Below are 18,534 nucleotides of genomic sequence, written 5' to 3' on the forward strand. Positions count from 1 at the left end.
GCCCCGGTGGTGCCGGGGCGGAGCGGGAGGCGCGCGGCGGGACCGGGCAGCCCCCGCGGCCCTTCAGCCGGTCACCGGGTTCCTCGGGGGGCGCCGTACCAGCGCCAGTCCGTTCGGCGGGGCCGTTCGGGGGTGTCGGTGCGGCCGGTGGCCCACAGCAGGGTGGCCGAGGCGCTGCCGGTGACGGTCACGTCCGGGAAGAGCCGGACCAGGGCGCGGCGGCTCAGGTCCTCCGGCGGGGTCCCGTCGCGCCGCACTCCCCGGGCGATGTCGTAGGTGTGGACGAGGGTCTCGACGACACCCATGGCGGCGAACCCCTCCGGGTCGGAAGCGCCGAAGACATGCGGGGCCAGCACGGTGGGGTCGGCGCCGTCCACGGCCGCCGCGAGCAGTCCGCCGCACGCCTCGACCACCGTCAGCAGTCCTTCGGGCCCCGCCGCCGCGTCGCCGAAGACGACGTTCGCCGGGCCGCCGGCGCGGTCACGGGACAGCCGCAGCGGCACCCGCGGGACGTCCATGGGACGCGCGAGCCCGAAGCGCAACGCGTAGGTCAGCAAGTCGTCCGCGAGGTGTTCCAGAGTCTCCCAGCAGGTCCACTCCAGGTCGCCGGCCGGAACACCCCACTGGTCGGACGGCACCCCGGAAAGGGTCTCGACGCAGTGGGCGACGGCCTCGCGCACCTGCGCCCCGCTCACCCGTGCGTCCGAAGGTATGGATCGTGACATCCAGGCAGGCTACTGGTCGGGGCGCCTGCCCGGTCCGGCGTCCCGCGCGCCGTGCCGCAGGCCCGGCTCCAGGTCGGGGGCGCCGACCGGTGGGTCGAGTCGCAGGCCCGGGTGCGCCGCCGGTTCGCCGTTCGGCGCGGTGACCGGGGGTGCCTGCTCCAGGTCCGGGCCGCCGGTCGGCGGGGCCAGCCGCAGGCCGGGAACCGCCCCCGCCTCGCCGTCGGGCACCTTCTCCCGCGGGTCCGGCTCGGCGCCGTCGGGCGTGAGCGGGACCGGTTCCGCACGGGCCGCGGACTGCCCGCTCGGCGCGGGCTCCCGGTTGCCCCGCTCCAGGAAGTGCAGCAGTTCCACCGGGATCGGCAGGACGAGGGTGGAGTTCTTCTCGGCCGAGACCGCCATCACCGTCTGGAGCAGGCGCAGTTGGAGCGCGGCCGGGGTGCCCGACATCTGCTCGGCCGCCTCGGCGAGCTTCTTGGACGCCTGGAGTTCGGCGTCGGCGTTGATGATCCGGGCCCGGCGCTCCCGGTCCGCCTCGGCCTGGCGGGCCATGGACCGCTTCATGGTGTCGGGCAGCGAGACGTCCTTGATCTCGACCCGGTCCACCTGGATGCCCCAGCCCACGGCCGGGCTGTCGATCATCAGCTCCAGGCCCTGGTTGAGTTTCTCGCGATTGGACAGCAGGTCGTCCAGATCGCTCTTGCCGATGATCGACCGCAGCGAGGTCTGGGCCATCTGGGAGACGGCGAACTTGTAGTCCTCGACCTTCACCAGCGCGCTCGTCGCGTCGACCACCCGGAAGTAGACGACCGCGTCCACGCGGACGGTGACGTTGTCGCGGGTGATGCCCTCCTGGGCGGGGATCGGCAGCGTGACGATCTGCATGTTGACCTTTTGCAGCCGGTCCACGAAGGGCAGGATCAGCGTCAGACCCGGTGGCCGTACGTCACCGGCGACCCGGCCGAGCCGGAAGAGCACCCCTCGCTCGTACTGTTTGACGACCCGGGCCGCCATCCCCATGTACACGAGGGCGACGCAGATCAGCGCGACGATCGCCCCCACCAGCTCCTGGGTCATGATGACCCCCTCGCACAGAGGTCCGTTTCATCTGTCCATGCAACGATATGCCACTTTTGTCACTCCTCAGAGGGAGTCGAAGGAGTCGGTTTCCGCCCGGTACGCCCGCACGGCGCCGGTGTGCACCTCGTAGTACCAGCCGTGCAGCGCGAGCCGGTTCCGCGCCAGAGCGCGCTCCACGCAGGGGTAGGAGCGCAGCCGCAGCAGCTGGGTCAGGACGTGGCCCTGCACCGCCTCGGCGACCTCCGGGTCCTCGGTCGCGCCGGACGGGCGGTGCGCCGCGTGCGCCAGCCAGTCGCGCACGGCGGGGACGGCGGTCAGGTCGTCACCGCGCACCAGCGCGCCGACGGCGCCGCAGTGCGAGTGGCCGCAGACCACGATGTCGCGGACGCCGAGCACCTGGACGGCGTACTCGATGGTGGCCGCCTCGCTGGTGGGATGCGCCGAGGTGTGCGGCGGGACGATGTTGCCCGCGGTGCGCAGCTCGAACAGCTGGCCCGGGCGGGCGCCGGTGATCAGGGCGGGGACGACCCGGGAGTCGGAGCAGGTGATGAACAGGGCCTGGGGGGACTGGCCCGCGGCGAGCGGGGCGAACTCCTCGGGGCGCCGTCCGAAGTCGCGGGCGTTGTCGATGAGGGGCTGCATAGACGGACCATGCCTCTCGCGCAGGCCAATCACTGGTCAATGAATGGTCAAGAAAGACATTAGCGCGGCAAAGTCCCCCATGGGTGGCAATTCACCCGATGGGGGGATGAGAGGCGATGCTGACCTGTGGGTCTCCGCTCAGGAGCCGACGAGCCCCTTCGCGTCCCGGGCGAGGGCGGTGAGCCGGGATATCGCGCGGAAGTACTTCTTGCGGTAGCCGCCGTTCAGCATCTCCTCGCTGAACAGCCGGTCGAACGGCAGCCCGGACGCCAGCACCGGGACCTCGCGGTCGTAGAGCCGGTCCGCGAGCACCACCAGGCGCAGCGCCGTCGACTGGTCCGGCACCGGCCGCACGTCGGTCAGGCAGACCGCCCTGAGTCCGTCGGTCAGCGCGCCGTACCGGCTCGGGTGCACCTTCGCCAGGTGCTCGAGCAGCCGCGGGAAGTCGTCCAGGGAGGCGCCCTCGGTGGCGTGCGCCGCCCGGGTCACCTGCTCGTCGGTGAACGGCGCCAGCGCCTCGGGCAGGCCGCGGTGGCGGTAGTCCTCGCCGTCGATGCGCAGGGTGCGGAAGTGGGCGGACAGGCCCTGGATCTCGCGCAGGAAGTCGGCGGCGGCGAACCGGCCCTCGCCCAGCTTGCCGGGCAGTGTGTTGGAGGTGGCGGCCAGCGCCACGCCCGCCTCGACCAGCTTGCCGAGCAGCGTGGAGACGAGCACCGTGTCGCCCGGGTCGTCCAGCTCGAACTCGTCGATGCACAGCAGCCGGTGGTCGCTGAGCGTGCGCACGGTCTGCTGGAAGCCGAGGGCGCCCACCAGGTTGGTCAGCTCCACGAAGGTGCCGAACGCCTTGCGGGAGGGCTCGGCGGGGGTGGCGTGCCACAGGGAGGCGAGCAGATGGGTCTTGCCGACGCCGTAGCCGCCGTCCAGGTACACCCCGCGCGGGCCCGCCGGGGTCTTGGGCGCCTTGGCCCGGCCGAAGCCGAGGAAGCCGCGCCGGCCCGAGCCGGAGGTGTGCGCCCCGCCGAGCCCGGCCGCGAAGCCCTCCAGGACCGTGACCGCCTCGCTCTGGCTGGGCTGGTTCGGGTCCGGGATGTAGGTCGAGAAGCGGACCGAGTCGAAGCGCGGCGGCGGCACCATCTCGGCGACCAGCCGGTCCGCGGGGACGTGCGGCTCGCGCTCGCACAGGGAGAGGGGGACCGCTTCGGTCAGGGCGCTGGATCCGGGGGCGCTGGTGGAGGACGACACGATTACCCATGCTAAGCGCCGTGTCACACTGCACGACATGCGACGCCTGTTCCCTGTGACCGACGAAACACCAGCCCAGACCGCCGACCGGGAGTGGAGCCCCGCGGAGCTGGCCGCCGCCTACGCCTACCCGGAGCCCCGGGACCACGCCTCGGACGCGCCCCGGCCCTGGCTGCGCGGCAACATGGTCTCCTCGCTCGACGGCGCCGCCCAGCACGACGGGCACTCCCAGCCCATCTCCAGCGCCGCCGACATGCGGATCTTCGGCACCCTGCGGGCGGTCGCGGATGTGATCGTCGTCGGTGCGGAAACGGTACGGCAGGAGGGGTACCGGCCGGCCCGTGCCCGGACGGACTTCGCCGCGGCCCGCGAGGCCGCCGGACAGACCCCCGCCCCCGCGATCGCGGTCGTCACCGCGAGCCTGGACCTGGACTTCTCGCTCCCCCTGTTCACCTCGCCGCTCGTGCCCACCCTGGTCCTGACCGGGGCCGCCGCCGCGCCCGAGCGCGTCGCCGCCGCGGAGCGGGCGGGCGCCCGGGTGGTCGTCGCAGGCGAGGGCATGGGCGTCGACCCGGCCCGCGCGGTGAGCGCCCTCGCGGCCCTCGGCCACACCCGGCTGCTCACGGAGGGCGGCCCCCGGCTGCTCGGCCAGCTGATCGCCGCCGAGGTGCTGGACGAGCTGTGCCTGACCCTCTCGCCGACGCTCACCGCGGGCGACGCCCAGCGGATCGCCGGGGGGCCCTCGGTCGCCGTGCCGCGCCGGTTCGAGCTCGTGTCCCTGCTGGAGGAGGACGGATTTCTGTTCGGTCGTTACCGTCGGCCCTGAGATCGGCGGAACATGTCGTTCCGTTTAGTCTCCGACGGGCACACTTAGACCGGCAGTACCCGTGCGAACACGGGGAAGGATGGTTTCCGCAGGGGGGCTCGCCCGGGCCCACGGAGGAGAAGAGGCGTCTGGTGTTCACAAGCGTTCTGATGATCGAGAAGGCCATGACGTCGGCCGACGTCGAGTTCGTCACCACGTTGCACGGGGACGAGCCCGTCACCTTCCATGTGCTCCTCCAGCCGCGCGGCGACCAGGCGGACCGCCTGCTGCGCGCCATCGACGACATCGCGCTCGGGGAGCTCGACGAGGCGGTGCGGGAACACGAGACGCCGGAGGGCGAGGACGCGCGGAGCGTCGGGCAGCGGGCCCTGGACGTGTCCGTGACCGCCCTGCGGGCGTCGGGGAGCACGGCGGACGGCCGGCTGATCGAGGACCACCCACTGGACGCGCTGAAGTCGATGGTCGCCGAGGTGGGGGCCGACGAGGTGATCGTGCTCACCGATCCGCACTACGTGGAGGAGTTCTTCCACCGGGACTGGGCCTCCCGGGCCCGGCACCGGGTCGGCGTGCCCGTGCTCAAGCTGTTCTCGCACAGCAAGGCGTAGCCCGGGGGCCGGACCGGCCGGCCCTCCTTGCGCGGAGCCCGGGGTGCCAGCGCATAGGCTAGGGCCGCTCAAGCTCGCACCGTCTCTGGGGAGAAACGCATGGCACCCGGCCTTCCTACCGCCATGGACCGACCGCACTTCATCGGCATCGGCGGCGCCGGGATGTCGGGGATCGCCAAGATCCTCGCGCAGCGCGGGGCGAAGGTGGCCGGCAGCGACGCCAGGGACTCGGCGACCGCGCAGGCGCTGCGGGCGCTCGGCGCCACCGTGCACATCGGGCACGCAGCCGAGCACCTCGCCGACGACGCCAGCTGTGTCGTCGTCTCGTCGGCCATCCGCCAGGACAACCCGGAGCTGGCCCGCGCCGCCGAGCTGGGCATCCCGGTCGTGCACCGGTCGGACGCGCTGGCCGCGCTGATGGCCGGGCTGCGCCCGATCGCCGTCGCCGGCACCCACGGCAAGACCACCACCACCTCGATGCTGGCGGTCTCGCTCGGCGAGCTGGGCCTGAACCCGTCGTACGCCATCGGCGGCGACCTGGACGGGCCCGGCTCCAACGCGCTGCACGGCGACGGCGACATCTTCGTCGCCGAGGCGGACGAATCGGACCGCAGCTTCCACAAGTACGCGCCCGAGGTCGCCATCGTCCTCAACGTCGAGCTGGACCACCACGCCAACTACGCCTCGATGGACGAGATCTACGAGTCCTTCGAGGCCTTCGCCGGGAAGATCGTGCCCGGCGGCACCCTGGTGATCTCCGCCGACCACGAGGGCGCCCGCGAGCTGACCCGCCGGCTCGCCGGAACCGTCAGGACGGTGACGTACGGCGAGGCCGAGGACGCCGGTGTCCGGGTCACCGCCATCGTGCCGCAGGGACTGAAGAGCCAGGTCACCGTGGTGCTGGACGGTGAGGAACTGACCTTCGCGGTCTCCGTGCCCGGGCGGCACTACGCCCTCAACGCCGTCGCCGCGCTCGCCGCCGGTGCCGCGCTCGGCATCCCGGCCGCCGAGCTGGCGCCCGCGCTCGCCGCCTACACCGGCGTCAAGCGGCGCCTCCAGCTCAAGGGCGAGGCCGCCGGGGTCCAGGTGATCGACTCCTACGCCCACCACCCCACCGAGATGACCGCGGACCTGGAGGCCATGCGGGGCGCCGCCGGCGACGCCCGCATCCTCGTCGTCTTCCAGCCGCACCTGTTCTCCCGCACCCAGGAGCTGGGCAAGGAGATGGGGCAGGCCCTGGCGCTCGCCGACGCCTCGGTGGTCCTGGACATCTACCCGGCCCGCGAGGACCCGATCCCGGGCGTCACCAGCGAGCTGATCATCGAGTCCGCGCGGGCCGCGGGCGCCGACGTCACCGCGGTGCACGACAAGGCGGAGATCCCGGCCGCGATCGCGGGAATGGCGAAGCCCGGTGATCTCGTTCTCACCATGGGCGCGGGCGACGTGACCGACCTGGGCCCGCTGATCCTGGACCGGCTGTCGCAGCAGTAAGGGGCTGAGGCTCATGTCGTACGACGTCGAGAAGCCGGACGAACAGTGGCGCGCGGAGCTGAGCCCGAACGAGTACGCGGTACTGCGCCGGGCCGCCACCGAACCCGCGTTCACCGGTGAGTACACGGACACCACCACCAAGGGCGTCTACTCCTGTCGCGCCTGCGGCGCCGAGCTGTTCACCTCGGAGACCAAGTTCGCCTCGCACTGCGGCTGGCCGTCCTTCTACGACCCGAAGGACACCGACGCCGTGGAGCTGGTCGAGGACCGCTCCCTCGGCATGGTGCGCACCGAGGTCCGCTGCGCCCGCTGCGGCTCGCACCTTGGGCACGTCTTCGAGGGGGAGGGCTACCCGACCCCGACCGACCAGCGCTACTGCATCAACTCGATCTCCCTGCGGCTCGAACCCGCCGACGAGTGAGGCCGGGGCCCGGATCACCGGCCGGGGGCGCAGCGCGAGCGCGGCCCGTGGCCGGCGATGCGGAAGTGGCGTCGGCCCCGGGGCGATGACGCACGCGTACCGCGCCCTCCTCGTGGACCGCGCGCGCCCGCCGGGGTGCGCGGGCGTGCGCGCGGGGCGCGTTCCGGGGGCCGGTACGGGTGCGCCGGGCCGGGCCGACCGAAAGTAGTCGCCGCTCCCCGCCGATCGCCGACCCGGGTGGCAGCGGCGCCGGGCCGGTGCGCGCCGCCGTCGCGGCTTGTGACCGGGAGATGAACGGGCGGCGTGATCGCCGGAGTGCGGGGAAGGCGGCCGTACAGGTTCTTTCGTTCGGATCGGGCCGGATCAGGGCGCGATGCCGGGGTCCGCGAGGCCGGCAAGATCCAAACGAGAGGCCCTAGACTCTCCCGGCAACGGCCCGAGCCTTTCCGGCCCGTGGCCGCGAACGGGCGGAAAGCTGCCAGACCCGAAGGGTGTTCGGCGTTTTGATACGGATAGATGCAGTCACGAAGCGGTACCCGGACGGCACGGTCGCGGTCGACCGGCTGTCGTTGGACATACCGGACCGCGCGATCACCGTCCTCGTCGGGCCCTCCGGCTGCGGCAAGACGACGACGCTGCGCATGATCAACCGGATGGTGGAGCCCACCGAGGGCAGCATCCTGCTGGACGGTGCGGACATCCGGCAGCAGCCGGTCAACTCCCTGCGCCGCTCGATGGGTTACGTCATCCAGAACGCCGGCCTCTTCCAGCACCGCACCATCCTCGACAACATCGCCACCGTGCCCCGGCTGCTCGGCTGGAGCAAGCCCAAGGCGCGGGGCCGGGCCGCCGAGCTGATGGAGCGGGTCGGTCTGGACACCTCGCTCGCCAAGCGCTACCCGTACCAGCTCTCCGGCGGCCAGCAGCAGCGCGTCGGGGTGGCGCGGGCGCTCGCCGCCGATCCGCCGGTGCTGCTGATGGACGAGCCGTTCTCCGCCGTCGACCCGGTGGTCCGCAAGGGGCTCCAGGACGAACTGCTGCGCATCCAGGACGAGCTGGGCAAGACGATCGTCTTCGTCACGCACGACATCGACGAGGCGATCAAGCTGGGCACCATGGTGGCCGTGCTGCGCACCGGGGGCCGGCTCGCCCAGTTCGCGCCGCCCGCCGAGCTGCTCAGCGCGCCCGCCGACACCTTCGTGGAGGACTTCCTCGGCGCCGACCGGGGGATCCGGCGGCTTTCCTTCTTCCCGTCCGACGAACTGCCGTTGCAGACCGGGCCGCTGGTCCCGCTGGACGCGGACGCGGCGCAGCGCGCCGCCCGTGCCGACGCCCCCTACCTCCTGGTCACCGACGCCGACGGCAGACCGCTCGGCTGGGCCGAGCCCGACGGGCCCCTGGACCGGGAGCGGCTGCTCGACCACGGGCGGCCGTTCAGGCCCGGCGCCGACTCGCTGCGCACCGCGCTCGACGGGGCGGTGCTGTCGCCGACCGGCTGGGCCGTCGCGGTGGACGGGGAGGGGCGCGCCGTGGGTGTCGTCTCGCAGCAGGTCATCGGGGAGGCGATCCGCGCCGCGCACGGCCGGGCGGGCGCCGGGGTGAAGGCCGCGTGATGAACGGCTTCTTCGATCTGCCGAGCGACCTCCAGCACAGCTACCTCGGACTCGTCGGCCTGCATCTGCGCGAGGCGCTGCTGCCGGTGCTGGCCGGGCTGCTGGTAGCGCTGCCCGTCGCCCAGCTGTGCGCGCGGTTCCGCTGGATCTACCCGCCCGTGCTCGGCGTCACCACCGTGCTCTACTCGATCCCCTCGCTGGCCTTCTTCGTCGTCCTCATCGACTACTTCGGGCAGAGCGAGACCACGGTGATGATCCCGCTCGCCGTCTACAGCCTGGTGGTGCTGGTGCCCGGGATCGTGGACGGCGTCCGCTCGGTGCCGCGGGAGACCCTGGCCGCGGCCGAGGCGATGGGCTTCGGCCCGCTGCGCCGCTACCTCCAGGTCCAACTCCCCATCGCCGCACCGGCGATCATCGCCGGCCTGCGGGTGGCGGTCGTCTCCAGCCTGTCCCTGGTCAGTGTCGGCATGCTGATCGGCAACCAGGGCGCCCTCGGCAACATGCTCTACGACGCCAACACCTACCACCGGCCCGCCCTGGCCGTTAACTCGGTGCTGACCACGGCGGTGCTGGGCATCCTCGCCGACGCGCTGCTGGTCCTCCTGCGCCGACTGCTGACCCCCTGGATGCCGAGGAAGGGCGCCACCCGGTGAACGTACTCGACTTCGCGCACTCGTTCTTCGGCGACCCCGCCCACTGGCACGGCTACGACGGCATCCCCGCCCGGCTCGTCGAGCACCTCACCTACTCGCTGGAGGCCCTGCTGCTCGCCGCCGTGGTCGCGCTGCCGGTCGGCCTGGTCACCGGCCACTACGGCCGGGGCGGCAACGCGCTCGCGCTGATCGCCACCGCGGGCCGCGCGCTGCCCAGTTTCGGGCTGCTGGTGCTGATGTTCATCTGGCTCGGCTTCGGGCTGGTGCCGGTGATGATCCCGCTGGTGGTGCTCGCCGTGCCGCCGATCCTGGTCACCACCTACGAGGCGATGCGCTCCGTCGACCCGTCCCCGGTGGACGCCGCCCGGGGCATGGGGATGTCGGAGGCCCGGGTGCTGTTCCAGGTCGAGGTGCCCGTCGCGCTGCCGCTGATCCTCTCCGGGCTGCGCACGGCGGCCATCCAGATCATCTCCACCGCCACCATCGCCGCGTACGTCAGCCTCGGCGGCCTCGGCCGCTACATCATCGACGGCCTGTACCAGCGCGACTACGAGAAGGTCGTGGGCGGTGCCGCCCTCGTCGCCGCCCTGGCCCTGGCCACTCTCGCGCTCTTCTGGGCGGTGTCCCGGCTCACGGTGTCCCGGGGGGTGCGCGGAAGCGCCTGACCCCCCCGTGGCGTGGCGCGGTCATCGGCGGGGAATCCGCGTGCGCGACCGGCGGCGCGGTCTTCATCAAGAATGGATTACGAGACGGCGGTACGCGGTTGACTCGGCGTCGAGCGGCTGGATTGGATCAGGTGGTGACTTCCACAACCGACATCAGCAGGTCCATGCGGAGGAACCGGGGCGCGGCGGTGGTCGCCCTCGCGGCGGCGACGGCCCTGCTGGCAGGCTGCTCCTCCCACTCCGGAAAATCCGACCCCCTGTCGGGGGGCAAGGCGAGCGGCGGCGAAGTGGTCGTCGGCTCCAACAACTTCCCCGAGAGCACACTGCTCGCCGACATCTACGGCGAAGCCCTCAAGGCCAAGGGGATCAAGGTCACGTACAAGCCGAACATCGGCAGCCGGGAGACCACCTACGGCCTGCTGAAGAACGGCTCCCTCTCGGTGCTGCCGGAGTACAACGGCGCGCTGCTGGCCTATCTGGACCCCAAGGCGACGCCGAAGAGCGCCGAGGAGACCACGGCCGCCATCAAGGCGAAACTGGACGCCAAGCTGACCCTGCTGGCGCCCTCGGCGGCCGAGGACAAGGACTCGCTGGCGGTCAACGCCGCCACCGCGCGGAAGTACCACCTCACCGACAAGTCCACCATCGCGGACCTGAAGGGCGTCGCGAAGGACCTGGTGATCGGCGGCTCGCCGGAGTTCCAGACCCGGCAGCAGGGTCTGGTGGGCCTGAAGTCCGTCTACGGCCTCGACTTCAAGTCCTTCAAGGCGCTGGACGCGGGCAGCACGCTCACCCAGACCGCCCTGAAGAAGGACGACGTACAGGTCGCCGACATCTTCAGCACCGACCCGACCATCGCCAAGGAGAAGTTCGTCGCCCTCAAGGACCCGGAGAACCTCTTCGGCTTCCAGAACGTGCAGCCGCTCGTCGTCAAGAGTGCCGTGTCCCAGAAGGGCGTGGACGCGCTGAACGCCGTCTCCGCCAAGCTCGACACCGCGACCCTGCTGGACTTGGACGCGCAGGTGCAGAACCAGCGCAAGGACCCGCTGGACGTCGCGAAGACCTGGCTGAAGTCGGCCGGGCTCGACTGACGCAGGCCCGACGCACGGGGGGCGCGGCCGAGATCCTCGGCCGCGCCCCCCGTTTCCGCTTCGCTCAGAGGTCGAACTCGTGCGGCGGCAGGTCCAGGGTGTAGCAGGCCTCGCGGACCACGGCCTGCTCGGTCTTGTCGAAGTCGCCGTCGGCGCCGCCGATGACGATGCCGATCTGGACCACGGCCCGCGCTTCGGCGGGCTTCTTCTTCGCCTTGGCGATCTCCTGGAGCACACTCACCTTGCCGAAGGCGAAGTCGGCCGTCAGCTTGTCCAGGTTGTCGTCGAAGCGGCGCCGCAGATCGTCCGCGGGGAAGTTCTGCAACACCTCGTTGGTGGCGATCAGTTGGGCGACACGCTGACGCTCCGAGGGGTCGACGGTGCCGTCGGCGGCGGCGACCAGCGCGCACATCGCCATGCTCGCGTCCCGGAACGCACCGCTCTTCAGGTCGTTCTTCTTCGCCACCAGCTGGGTCTGCATCTGCGACGCCGACTCCTTGATGCGGTCCCACAGGGCCATGCTTGCTCCTCGTATCCGCGGCGGGTGCCCCACGGCACCCCACCGGCAACTTCTACAACACCGTAGAAACTGCCGGTGGGGCCGGAAAGTTCCGGGACGTCATGCCGCGGTTCCCTCGGCCTCCTGTGCGGCGAGGGCCCGCGCCCGGCGGCGCTTGCGGCGGCTCATGCGCGGCTCCTGGTCCGGCAGCCAGCCGAAGGCCAGGCAGCTGCCGACCACCCCGAGCAGCAGTCCGATGAAGAAGCCGCCCAGGTTGGAGGTGAGCCAGGTGCCCAGCGACAGCAGCGCTCCGGTGATGGAGTAGAAGAGCCGCTGGGCCGGGTTGAAGAGGAGCAGCAGGCCCAGCAGGACCATCAGGCCCGGCAGCAGATAGCCGGCGAGCCCCTGCATGCCGATGTGCATCACGACCTTCAGCGACGCCTTCTCGGTCAGCAGGATCTCGCCGCCGCCCAGGGCGAGCAGCAGCCCGCCCCAGAACGGCCGCCGGGCCCGCCATGCCCGGAAGGTGCCCCGCGGGCCCCGGCGCGTACGGTCCGCCATGGCGCTCAGCAAGCCTTGTCGCTGAAGCCGAGCTTGAGGCCGGGCAGCTTGAACACCCCTGCCGTCGTGGCGTAGTTGGTCTGCCGCAGGTTGTCGATGTGCACCTTGTCGGCCTGCTGGCTGAAGACGCCCTTCGGGCCCTTCGCGTTGGCCTCGGTCAGGGTGCTGGCGTCGTTGCCGATCTCGATGTTGTTGAACGCCGCGTCACCCGACATCTCGGTGGAGTCGGTGGTCAGATCGGAGGCGGTGACCTTGTTGGCGCCGTTGCCCGCGGTGATCCGCAGGTTGGTGCCGCCGAGGTCGACGCTCTGGCACAGCCTGGACAGCGTGGCGCTCTTGATGGCGGAGGTGACGACCAGCACCTGGCCGCCGGTGTCACCCGCGTTCGGGCTGCCGTCGGCCATGTTGTCCAGGCCGCCGAACTGCTCGAAGCCGGTGCCGTTCAGCTGCTCCGCGGTGACCGTGAACGGCATGCCGGAGATGGCGAACTGCACGCCCAGCGCGCCCTGCGCGGTGAGCACCGCGAGGCCGGCGGCGACGATCGTGGCGGGCACCGCCATCACCGCGGCGCGGCGGGCCCGGACGCGGCCCCGTCTCTCCCCGGTGGGGGCGGCGGTGCTGCTCGGTGCGTCGGAGGGTGAACCGCTTCCCGGGTTCTCGGGGGTGTTGCCGGTGGACGAGACGTCCGGGGACAAGGCCATGTCTGCTCCCATGGGCATGGATTCAATGCGGGTTGGGCTTCAGTGGCCCGATGTCCTGGCGCGGACAGCGGCCGCCGCGGACGCCTCCCCGCACTCCCGGCGGGTGCGAGGGCTTTCTCGTTACGCGGCGGTAGCCTTTCGAGGAAGTTACCGCCGGTTACTTTTTGGGGTCAAGGGAGATGTGAAAAAAGGGTGTTGACGGTGCGTGCGAGCCGATCCGCCCGTTCAACTCGCCTTATCCGCCGCGGTGTTGCCGTGCCGCGCGTCTTGACGCCGATGGTTGGCGGGGCTACAACTTCCCCAGATTCCCCGGATCCGTGGCGCCGGATCCGCCGAGCGGCAGCGGCCGTGTCCCGTACGGGCACCGGCCGCGTTCCCGGCCCTCTCGTGGCACGCTCGACCTCACGGTGATCCGTTCGCACGAGCACCCCTTCGCACTCCGCGCGAGCACGGCACGGGCAGCTCCCCACGGGTCCGTACCGGCATCCCTCAGATCGTCCGGCCCGGCCGATTCCTCCGGGTACCGGCCGGTGTCCGGCCCGTCGCCGTCGCCGGTCCGTCGCGTAAGGAGAAGGCGTGACGGCCCCGCGCCGGCGGCAGCACGCGCACCAACCGGCACCGCTCGCACCGCCCCGGCACGACGCATGCCGCCCCGGTATGCGGAGCGCCACCCGAGTACGACGAAATACCCCTGGTACGACGCGTACCACCCGGGTACGACGCGTACCACCCCCGTACCAGGGCGCACCACCTCTGCACCGCCCGCCACCCCCCACGTCCCCAACCCCACTTAGCAGAGAGGCACCCGCATGCGTACGCGAATCCTCGTCGCCCTCGCCGGCACCGCCACCGCCACCGCTCTCGCCCTCGTGTCGGCCGGCCCCGCCTCCGCGGCCGGTGCGGTCCTGACCACGGGCAGCGCCGGCGGCACCGCCGTCGCGGTCGGCGACACCCTCACCGCGCCCCTGGCGAGCGGCACCAACGCCACCTTCTACTCCAGCGCCACCGGCACCAGCGGCGTGAAGTGCAGCAGCTCCCAGTTCACCGCCTCGGTCACCGGCAACCCGACCGCCCCCGGCACCGCCACCGAGTCCGTCACCGCGCACACCGCGACCAACTGCACCAGCAATGTCACCGGTGTGCTCAGCGTCGGCGGCATCACCATCGACAACCTGCCCTACTCGGCGACGGTCGCCTCCGACGGCACCCTCACCGTCACGCCTCGCAGCGGTTCCGTCATCCAGTCCACGGTCAAGCTCAACACCCTGCTGGGCAGCGTCACCTGCGTCTACCAGGGCCCGAGCCTCACCGGCAAGGCGGACAACAGCGACAACAGCATCACCTTCACCAACCAGCAGTTCACCAAGATCTCCGGCTCGTCGCTGTGCTTCTCCACGGCCTACTTCTCGGCCAAGTACGCGCCGGTGACCGACGGCGGGGCCAAGGTGTTCGTCAACTGACCTGTACGAACGGTGGTTTGACCGGCACTGCCTGAACATGGCGCGAGGCGGCGCCGTCCCGGTGGGCACCCCCACCGGGACGGCGCCGCCGTGCTGTGCGTGCACCCGGCCGCCCCCAAGGCCCCGTTGAGGAGCCGGCCGTCCGCCTCGTATCGTGGCGATCATGGGTGCGCCAGGCGGCCGTCGACCTGCCGTTCGAGGCCGGTGCCGGGCCCTCGCACGCCGGACTCCCGTTGGCATTCGGTGAGTTATCGTATGCAAGGGGTTAAAACAAACCGCATGTCCCGTTCGTTCTTCTCGCGAGGAGGGGTCCCACGATGGCGAGGCAGTTACGCGCCGAACAGACCCGGTCGACGATCATCTCCGCCGCCGCGGATCTGTTCGACCAGCACGGCTACGAGTCCACCAGCCTCAGCGACATCGTCGCACACGCGAAGGTCACCAAGGGTGCCCTCTACTTCCACTTCGCCGCCAAGGAGGACCTGGCGCACGCCATCCTGGAGCTGGAGGCCCGGGCGGCCCGGCAGCTCGTGGCCGATGTCGAGGGCCGCGGCTACTCCTCCCTGGAGGGCCTGATGCGCACCACCTTCGGCGTCGCCCGGCTCGCCGTGGACGACCCGGTGCCGCGCGCCGGGCTCCGCCTCGCCACCGCCGACGTCGCCGTACGGCCGCCGCTGCGCCACCCCTACACCGAATGGCTGGAGTTCGCCGCCCGCAAGTTCAGCGGGGCCGTGCGGGAGGCCGATGTGCACAGCGACCTCGACGTCGCCGCCGCCGCCCACTCGCTCGTCTGCTTCTTCTTCGGCACCCGGGTCACCGGCCGGTTCGAACCGGTGGGGCGGCTGCCGCGCCGGGTCGCCGAGATGTGGCACCTGATGATCCGCGGCCTGGTCCCGGTGCACCGCCGCCCCCGCTACGTCACCCTCGCCACGCAGCTGGAGCGGGAGATCAGAACCGCCTGAACCGCGCGGTACGGTGACGGACATGCCCGACACCCCGTTCGCACCCGTGATCCTCGGCAACGTACCCGGTTCCTTCCCGCACAGCGTCCTGGCCGAGCGGCACCCGGCGATCATCCGGCAGGTGCGCGACGCCTTCCCGTACGCCCCCGTACAGCAAAGGGCGCTGGACGCACTGCTGGCGAGCTGCACCGAGGGCACCATCGAGCCGCTGCCCGACGACGCCCCGGACCGCGAGCGCTGGCAGGAGTGGGGAGCGGACGCGTACACCGGACAGCGCTGGTACGACGTGCCGTGGCTGTGGTCCGAAAGCTACTTCTACCGCCAACTGCTGGCGGCGGTCGGCTACTTCGGCCCCGGCGCCTGGCAGGGCATCGATCCCTTCCGGCCCGTCAAGCGCGCCGAGCTGGACGCCCCGGAGACGGACCGGGAACTCGCCGCCCTCGACGGACTGCGGGAGCTGCCGGAACCGGAGCGCGGACGGGCCCTGCTGCACGGCTCGCTCTGGGGCAACCGCGCCGACCTGGGCTTCCGGCTCTCCGCCGAGGGAGCCGAGAAGCGCGCGCCCGCGCCCGCGCTGGTCGCGGACGACAGCGCACGGCTGTGGGCGCTGCTGCCGCCCGGCGGGGACGCGACCCTCGTCCTGGTCGCGGACAACGCGGGCCGCGAACTCGTCCCCGACCTGCTGCTGATCGCCCACCTCTTCGCCGGGGGCCGGGCCGCGCGGGCGGTGCTGCACGTCAAGCCGTACCCGTACTACGTCTCGGACGCCACCACCGCCGATGTGCTCGACGCCCTGGACCGGCTCCGCGCCGCTCCCGGCGAGGCCGCCGAGTACGGGCGGCTGCTGTGGTCGGCGCTGTCCGACGGCCGGCTCGCCGTGCGCGCCCACCCTTTCTCCTGCGCTCCGCTGCCGTACGAGCGGATGCCGGACGACCTGCGCGCCGAGTTCGCCGCCGCGACCCTCACCGTGCTCAAGGGCGACCTCAACTACCGCCGGCTGGTGGGCGACCGGATGTGGCCGCCGACCACGTCCTTCGCGGCGGCGACCGCGTACTTCCCGGGCCCCGTCGCCGCGCTGCGCACCCTGAAGTCCGAGGTGATCACCGGCCTGTCCGCCGGGACCGAGGCGGAGCTGGTGGCGGCGGAGGAGCAGCGCTGGCGCACCGCCGGCACGCACGCGCTGATCCAGGTCAAGTGATGCGCAATGGCAGCGACTTGATGCCGTTGATGAAGTTGGACACCAGCCGCTCGGGCGGTCCGGCGGGGCGCAGGACGGGCAGGGCGCGCAGCACTTCCTCGTAGAGGACGCGCAGTTGCAGCCGGGCGAAGTGCGCGCCCATGCAGACGTGCGGACCGTCGCCGAAGGAGACGTGCGGGTTGGGGGAGCGGCCGAGGTCGAGCCGGTCCGGGTCGGTGAAGACCCGCTCGTCGCGGTTGGCGGAGGCGTGGAAGACCACGACCTTGTCGCCCGCCCTGATGCGCCGGCCCGCCAGCTCGGTGTCCTCGGCCGCGGTGCGCCGGAAGGTCAGCACGGGCGGGTGCCAGCGCAGCAACTCCTCCACGGCCGGTGCGAGTTCCGCCCTTCCGGTGCGCAACAGGTCGTACGCCTGCGGGTGCTCGGCCAGGGCCAGCAGTCCGCCGGGGGCCGCGCTGCGGACGGTGTCGTTGCCGGCGATGGTGAGCAGGAAGAAGAACATCTCCAGCTCGGGGCCGGTGAGTTCCGCGTCGTGGCTGAGGGTCGTCAGGATGTCGTCGGCGGGATACCGTCGTTTGTATACAGCCAACTGTTGCGCGTAGCCGAACATGTCCCGCAGCATCGCCGGGGAGCGCGGATTCACCGGCCGGCCCGCCTGGTCCCGCGCCGGGGGGCCGGCCTCGTCCGGGTCCTGGTAGCCGATCACCCGGTGGGTCCACCGCAGCAGCAGCCGCCGGTCGTGCTCCGGGACGCCCAGCAGGTCGGTCAGGTTCAGCAGGGCGTACTCGTCGGTGACGGCCGCCACCAGGTCGACCGTGCCGTCGCCCTCGGCGGCCCGCTCCAGCGCCCCCGCGAGCAGCGTCCGGGCCCGCTCCCGGGCGACCTGCGCGAACCGCTCGATCCGGCCCGGGGTGAACGCCCGGCTCACCAGCCGCCGCAGCCTGCCGTGCTGCGGCGGGTCCTGGTTGAGCATCATGCGCCGGATGAACGGCAGGTCCTCCGGGTCGGGGTCCCGGATCTGGGTCGCGCCGAGGTACGACGAGTACGTGCCCGAGTCCTTCAGGACCCGTACGACGTCCGCGTGCCGCGTCACCGCCCAGAACCCGGGCCCGGCCGGCCAGCCCAGCACCTCGGGCTCCTCCTGCCAGACCACCGGCCGCCGCTCGCGCAGCGCGCGGTAGTCGTCGTAGGGCACGGCGGCGGCGTATCGGCGCGGGTCGAAGACGTCCGGCACCTCACCGGGGCCGGGCGCCCGCCCCGACTCCGCACCGCTCACGCCGGATCACCCCCGTCCGCCCCGACCGCTCTGTCCTCCCCGTCCGCGCGCAGGAAGTCCTCCACGACCCGGATCAGGTCCAGCGGTGCCTCGTCCATCGCGTAGTGGCCGGCGCCGGGCAGGGTGACGAGATGGCCGTGCGGGTACCAGGACAGCCATGTCCGCCGCATCAGCGCGGGGGACAGCGCCGGGTCCAGCTCGCCCGCCACGGCCAGCGCGGGCACCGTGGCGCCCGCCACCTCGGTGTGGAAGTCCTCGCCCGCCCACGAGTCGAGCCAGGCCCGGAACGCCTTGGCGTCGCTGCGCTCCAGGGAGCGCGCCACCATCCGGTCCAGCCAGGCGGCGGGACGGCGGCCCCCGGTGGTGAAGTCGAGGATCGCGCGCCGGTTCCCCGCCTTGTGCGCCGCCTCCGTGAACAGCGCGCCCTGCTCGCCCGAAAGCGGCATGCCCGAGGCGGGCACCGGGGAGACGCCGACGATCCGGCGCAGCCGGTCCGGGGCGAGCGCGAGCAGCCGCTGGGCCACCGCGCCGCCCATGGAGTGCCCGATCACCGAGAACCGCGCCCAGCCCAGCCGGTCGGCCAGCGCGAGGAGATCGGCGGCCGCCTCGGCCGTCGTGAAGGACCCGGTGACGTCCCGGGCCTCGCCGTAGCCGCGCAGATCGACCGGCACATAGGTGAAGGCGGTGCGGTCCAGGTCCGGCAGCACGGCCGCGTAGGCGGACCGGTCGGCGAACCAGCCGTGCACGGCGAACACCTGGTGGGCGCCGTCGCCGTGCACCTCATGGGGCAGCACGAAGGAGTTCATGCGCCTACCGTGTCCCTCGCGCC

General features: G+C 72.1%; 20 protein-coding genes. 11 read left to right on the forward strand and 9 right to left on the reverse strand.

Features of this window, described 5'->3' with window-relative positions:
* Positions 1–71: 71 nt before the first annotated feature.
* From ACSP97_RS27765 to zapE, 4 genes are all read right to left on the reverse strand, one after another.
* Entirely contained in the window at positions 72–725 is a 654-nt protein-coding gene (locus ACSP97_RS27765) for a maleylpyruvate isomerase N-terminal domain-containing protein (protein ID WP_355532470.1), read from the reverse strand.
* Between the two features lie 9 nt (positions 726–734).
* A complete protein-coding gene (locus ACSP97_RS27770) occupies positions 735–1,799 on the reverse strand; it encodes an SPFH domain-containing protein (RefSeq protein WP_440554766.1) in 1,065 nt (354 codons plus the stop codon).
* Positions 1,800–1,865: 66 nt separating this feature from the next.
* Positions 1,866–2,444, reverse strand: a complete 579-nt coding sequence (locus tag ACSP97_RS27775; protein ID WP_440554768.1) for a carbonic anhydrase — start codon at positions 2,442–2,444, stop codon at positions 1,866–1,868.
* 138 nt (positions 2,445–2,582) lie between these two features.
* On the reverse strand, positions 2,583–3,686 hold the full coding sequence (gene zapE / locus ACSP97_RS27780) for a cell division protein ZapE (protein ID WP_440554770.1): 1,104 nt from the start codon (positions 3,684–3,686) through the stop codon (positions 2,583–2,585).
* 37 nt (positions 3,687–3,723) lie between these two features.
* Here zapE and ACSP97_RS27785 point away from each other — a divergent pair, with 37 nt between their 5' ends.
* The 8 genes from ACSP97_RS27785 to ACSP97_RS27820 all read left to right on the forward strand — a co-directional run bounded on the left by ACSP97_RS27785 (position 3,724) and on the right by ACSP97_RS27820 (position 11,051).
* Positions 3,724–4,512: a pyrimidine reductase family protein gene (locus tag ACSP97_RS27785; protein ID WP_440554772.1), complete on the forward strand. Its 789-nt coding sequence runs from the start codon at positions 3,724–3,726 to the stop codon at positions 4,510–4,512.
* Positions 4,513–4,643: 131 nt separating this feature from the next.
* On the forward strand, positions 4,644–5,117 hold the full coding sequence (locus ACSP97_RS27790) for an indole-3-glycerol phosphate synthase (protein WP_355148338.1): 474 nt from the start codon (positions 4,644–4,646) through the stop codon (positions 5,115–5,117).
* Between the two features lie 99 nt (positions 5,118–5,216).
* Positions 5,217–6,608 carry a UDP-N-acetylmuramate--L-alanine ligase gene (murC, locus tag ACSP97_RS27795; RefSeq protein ID WP_440554774.1) on the forward strand — a complete coding sequence of 464 codons (1,392 nt, stop codon included), beginning with the start codon at positions 5,217–5,219 and terminating at the stop codon, positions 6,606–6,608.
* Positions 6,609–6,621: 13 nt separating this feature from the next.
* Positions 6,622–7,029 (forward strand): peptide-methionine (R)-S-oxide reductase MsrB, encoded by a 408-nt coding sequence (msrB, locus tag ACSP97_RS27800; protein ID WP_355148334.1) that lies wholly within the window; start codon positions 6,622–6,624, stop codon positions 7,027–7,029.
* A 503-nt stretch (positions 7,030–7,532) separates the two neighbouring features.
* Positions 7,533–8,642 carry an ABC transporter ATP-binding protein gene (locus tag ACSP97_RS27805; protein WP_355322426.1) on the forward strand — a complete coding sequence of 370 codons (1,110 nt, stop codon included), beginning with the start codon at positions 7,533–7,535 and terminating at the stop codon, positions 8,640–8,642.
* Positions 8,642–9,295 carry an ABC transporter permease gene (locus ACSP97_RS27810; RefSeq protein WP_355148330.1) on the forward strand — a complete coding sequence of 218 codons (654 nt, stop codon included), beginning with the start codon at positions 8,642–8,644 and terminating at the stop codon, positions 9,293–9,295. The genes ACSP97_RS27805 and ACSP97_RS27810 overlap by 1 nt, the downstream gene beginning before the upstream one ends.
* A complete protein-coding gene (locus tag ACSP97_RS27815) occupies positions 9,292–9,960 on the forward strand; it encodes an ABC transporter permease (RefSeq protein WP_355148328.1) in 669 nt (222 codons plus the stop codon). Before ACSP97_RS27810 ends, ACSP97_RS27815 begins: the two co-directional genes overlap by 4 nt.
* Positions 9,961–10,124: 164 nt before the next feature.
* Complete coding sequence (locus ACSP97_RS27820) at positions 10,125–11,051, forward strand: ABC transporter substrate-binding protein (protein ID WP_355532520.1); 927 nt, start codon at positions 10,125–10,127, stop codon at positions 11,049–11,051.
* A gap of 64 nt (positions 11,052–11,115) precedes the next feature.
* Here ACSP97_RS27820 and ACSP97_RS27825 read toward each other — a convergent pair whose 3' ends face one another.
* From ACSP97_RS27825 to ACSP97_RS27835, 3 genes are all read right to left on the reverse strand, one after another.
* Positions 11,116–11,571: a tellurite resistance TerB family protein gene (locus ACSP97_RS27825; protein WP_355148326.1), complete on the reverse strand. Its 456-nt coding sequence runs from the start codon at positions 11,569–11,571 to the stop codon at positions 11,116–11,118.
* 99 nt (positions 11,572–11,670) lie between these two features.
* Positions 11,671–12,111 (reverse strand): DUF6114 domain-containing protein, encoded by a 441-nt coding sequence (locus ACSP97_RS27830; protein WP_355322428.1) that lies wholly within the window; start codon positions 12,109–12,111, stop codon positions 11,671–11,673.
* A gap of 5 nt (positions 12,112–12,116) precedes the next feature.
* Positions 12,117–12,812, reverse strand: coding sequence for a DUF6230 family protein (locus tag ACSP97_RS27835; RefSeq protein WP_355148322.1), 696 nt, complete (start codon positions 12,810–12,812; stop codon positions 12,117–12,119).
* 809 nt (positions 12,813–13,621) lie between these two features.
* Between ACSP97_RS27835 and ACSP97_RS27840 the strand changes: the two genes are divergently transcribed.
* The 3 genes from ACSP97_RS27840 (at position 13,622) to ACSP97_RS27850 (ending at position 16,432) form a co-directional block, all read left to right on the forward strand.
* Complete coding sequence (locus ACSP97_RS27840) at positions 13,622–14,272, forward strand: Tat pathway signal sequence domain protein (protein ID WP_355148320.1); 651 nt, start codon at positions 13,622–13,624, stop codon at positions 14,270–14,272.
* Between the two features lie 317 nt (positions 14,273–14,589).
* Positions 14,590–15,234: a ScbR family autoregulator-binding transcription factor gene (locus ACSP97_RS27845; protein ID WP_355148318.1), complete on the forward strand. Its 645-nt coding sequence runs from the start codon at positions 14,590–14,592 to the stop codon at positions 15,232–15,234.
* 22 nt (positions 15,235–15,256) lie between these two features.
* Complete coding sequence (locus ACSP97_RS27850) at positions 15,257–16,432, forward strand: damage-control phosphatase ARMT1 family protein (protein WP_364728062.1); 1,176 nt, start codon at positions 15,257–15,259, stop codon at positions 16,430–16,432.
* On the opposite strand, the gene ACSP97_RS27855 is transcribed toward ACSP97_RS27850, so the two are convergent.
* Positions 16,425–17,705 carry a cytochrome P450 gene (locus ACSP97_RS27855; protein ID WP_440554780.1) on the reverse strand — a complete coding sequence of 427 codons (1,281 nt, stop codon included), beginning with the start codon at positions 17,703–17,705 and terminating at the stop codon, positions 16,425–16,427. The genes ACSP97_RS27850 and ACSP97_RS27855 overlap by 8 nt on opposite strands.
* Positions 17,702–18,511, reverse strand: coding sequence for an alpha/beta fold hydrolase (locus tag ACSP97_RS27860; RefSeq protein WP_355532484.1), 810 nt, complete (start codon positions 18,509–18,511; stop codon positions 17,702–17,704). Before ACSP97_RS27860 ends, ACSP97_RS27855 begins: the two co-directional genes overlap by 4 nt.
* Between the last annotated feature and the right edge of the window lie 23 nt (positions 18,512–18,534).

The organism is Streptomyces sp. SCPE 10 (genome assembly GCF_051980735.1).
Classification (GTDB): Bacteria; Actinomycetota; Actinomycetes; order Streptomycetales; family Streptomycetaceae; genus Streptomyces; species Streptomyces misionensis.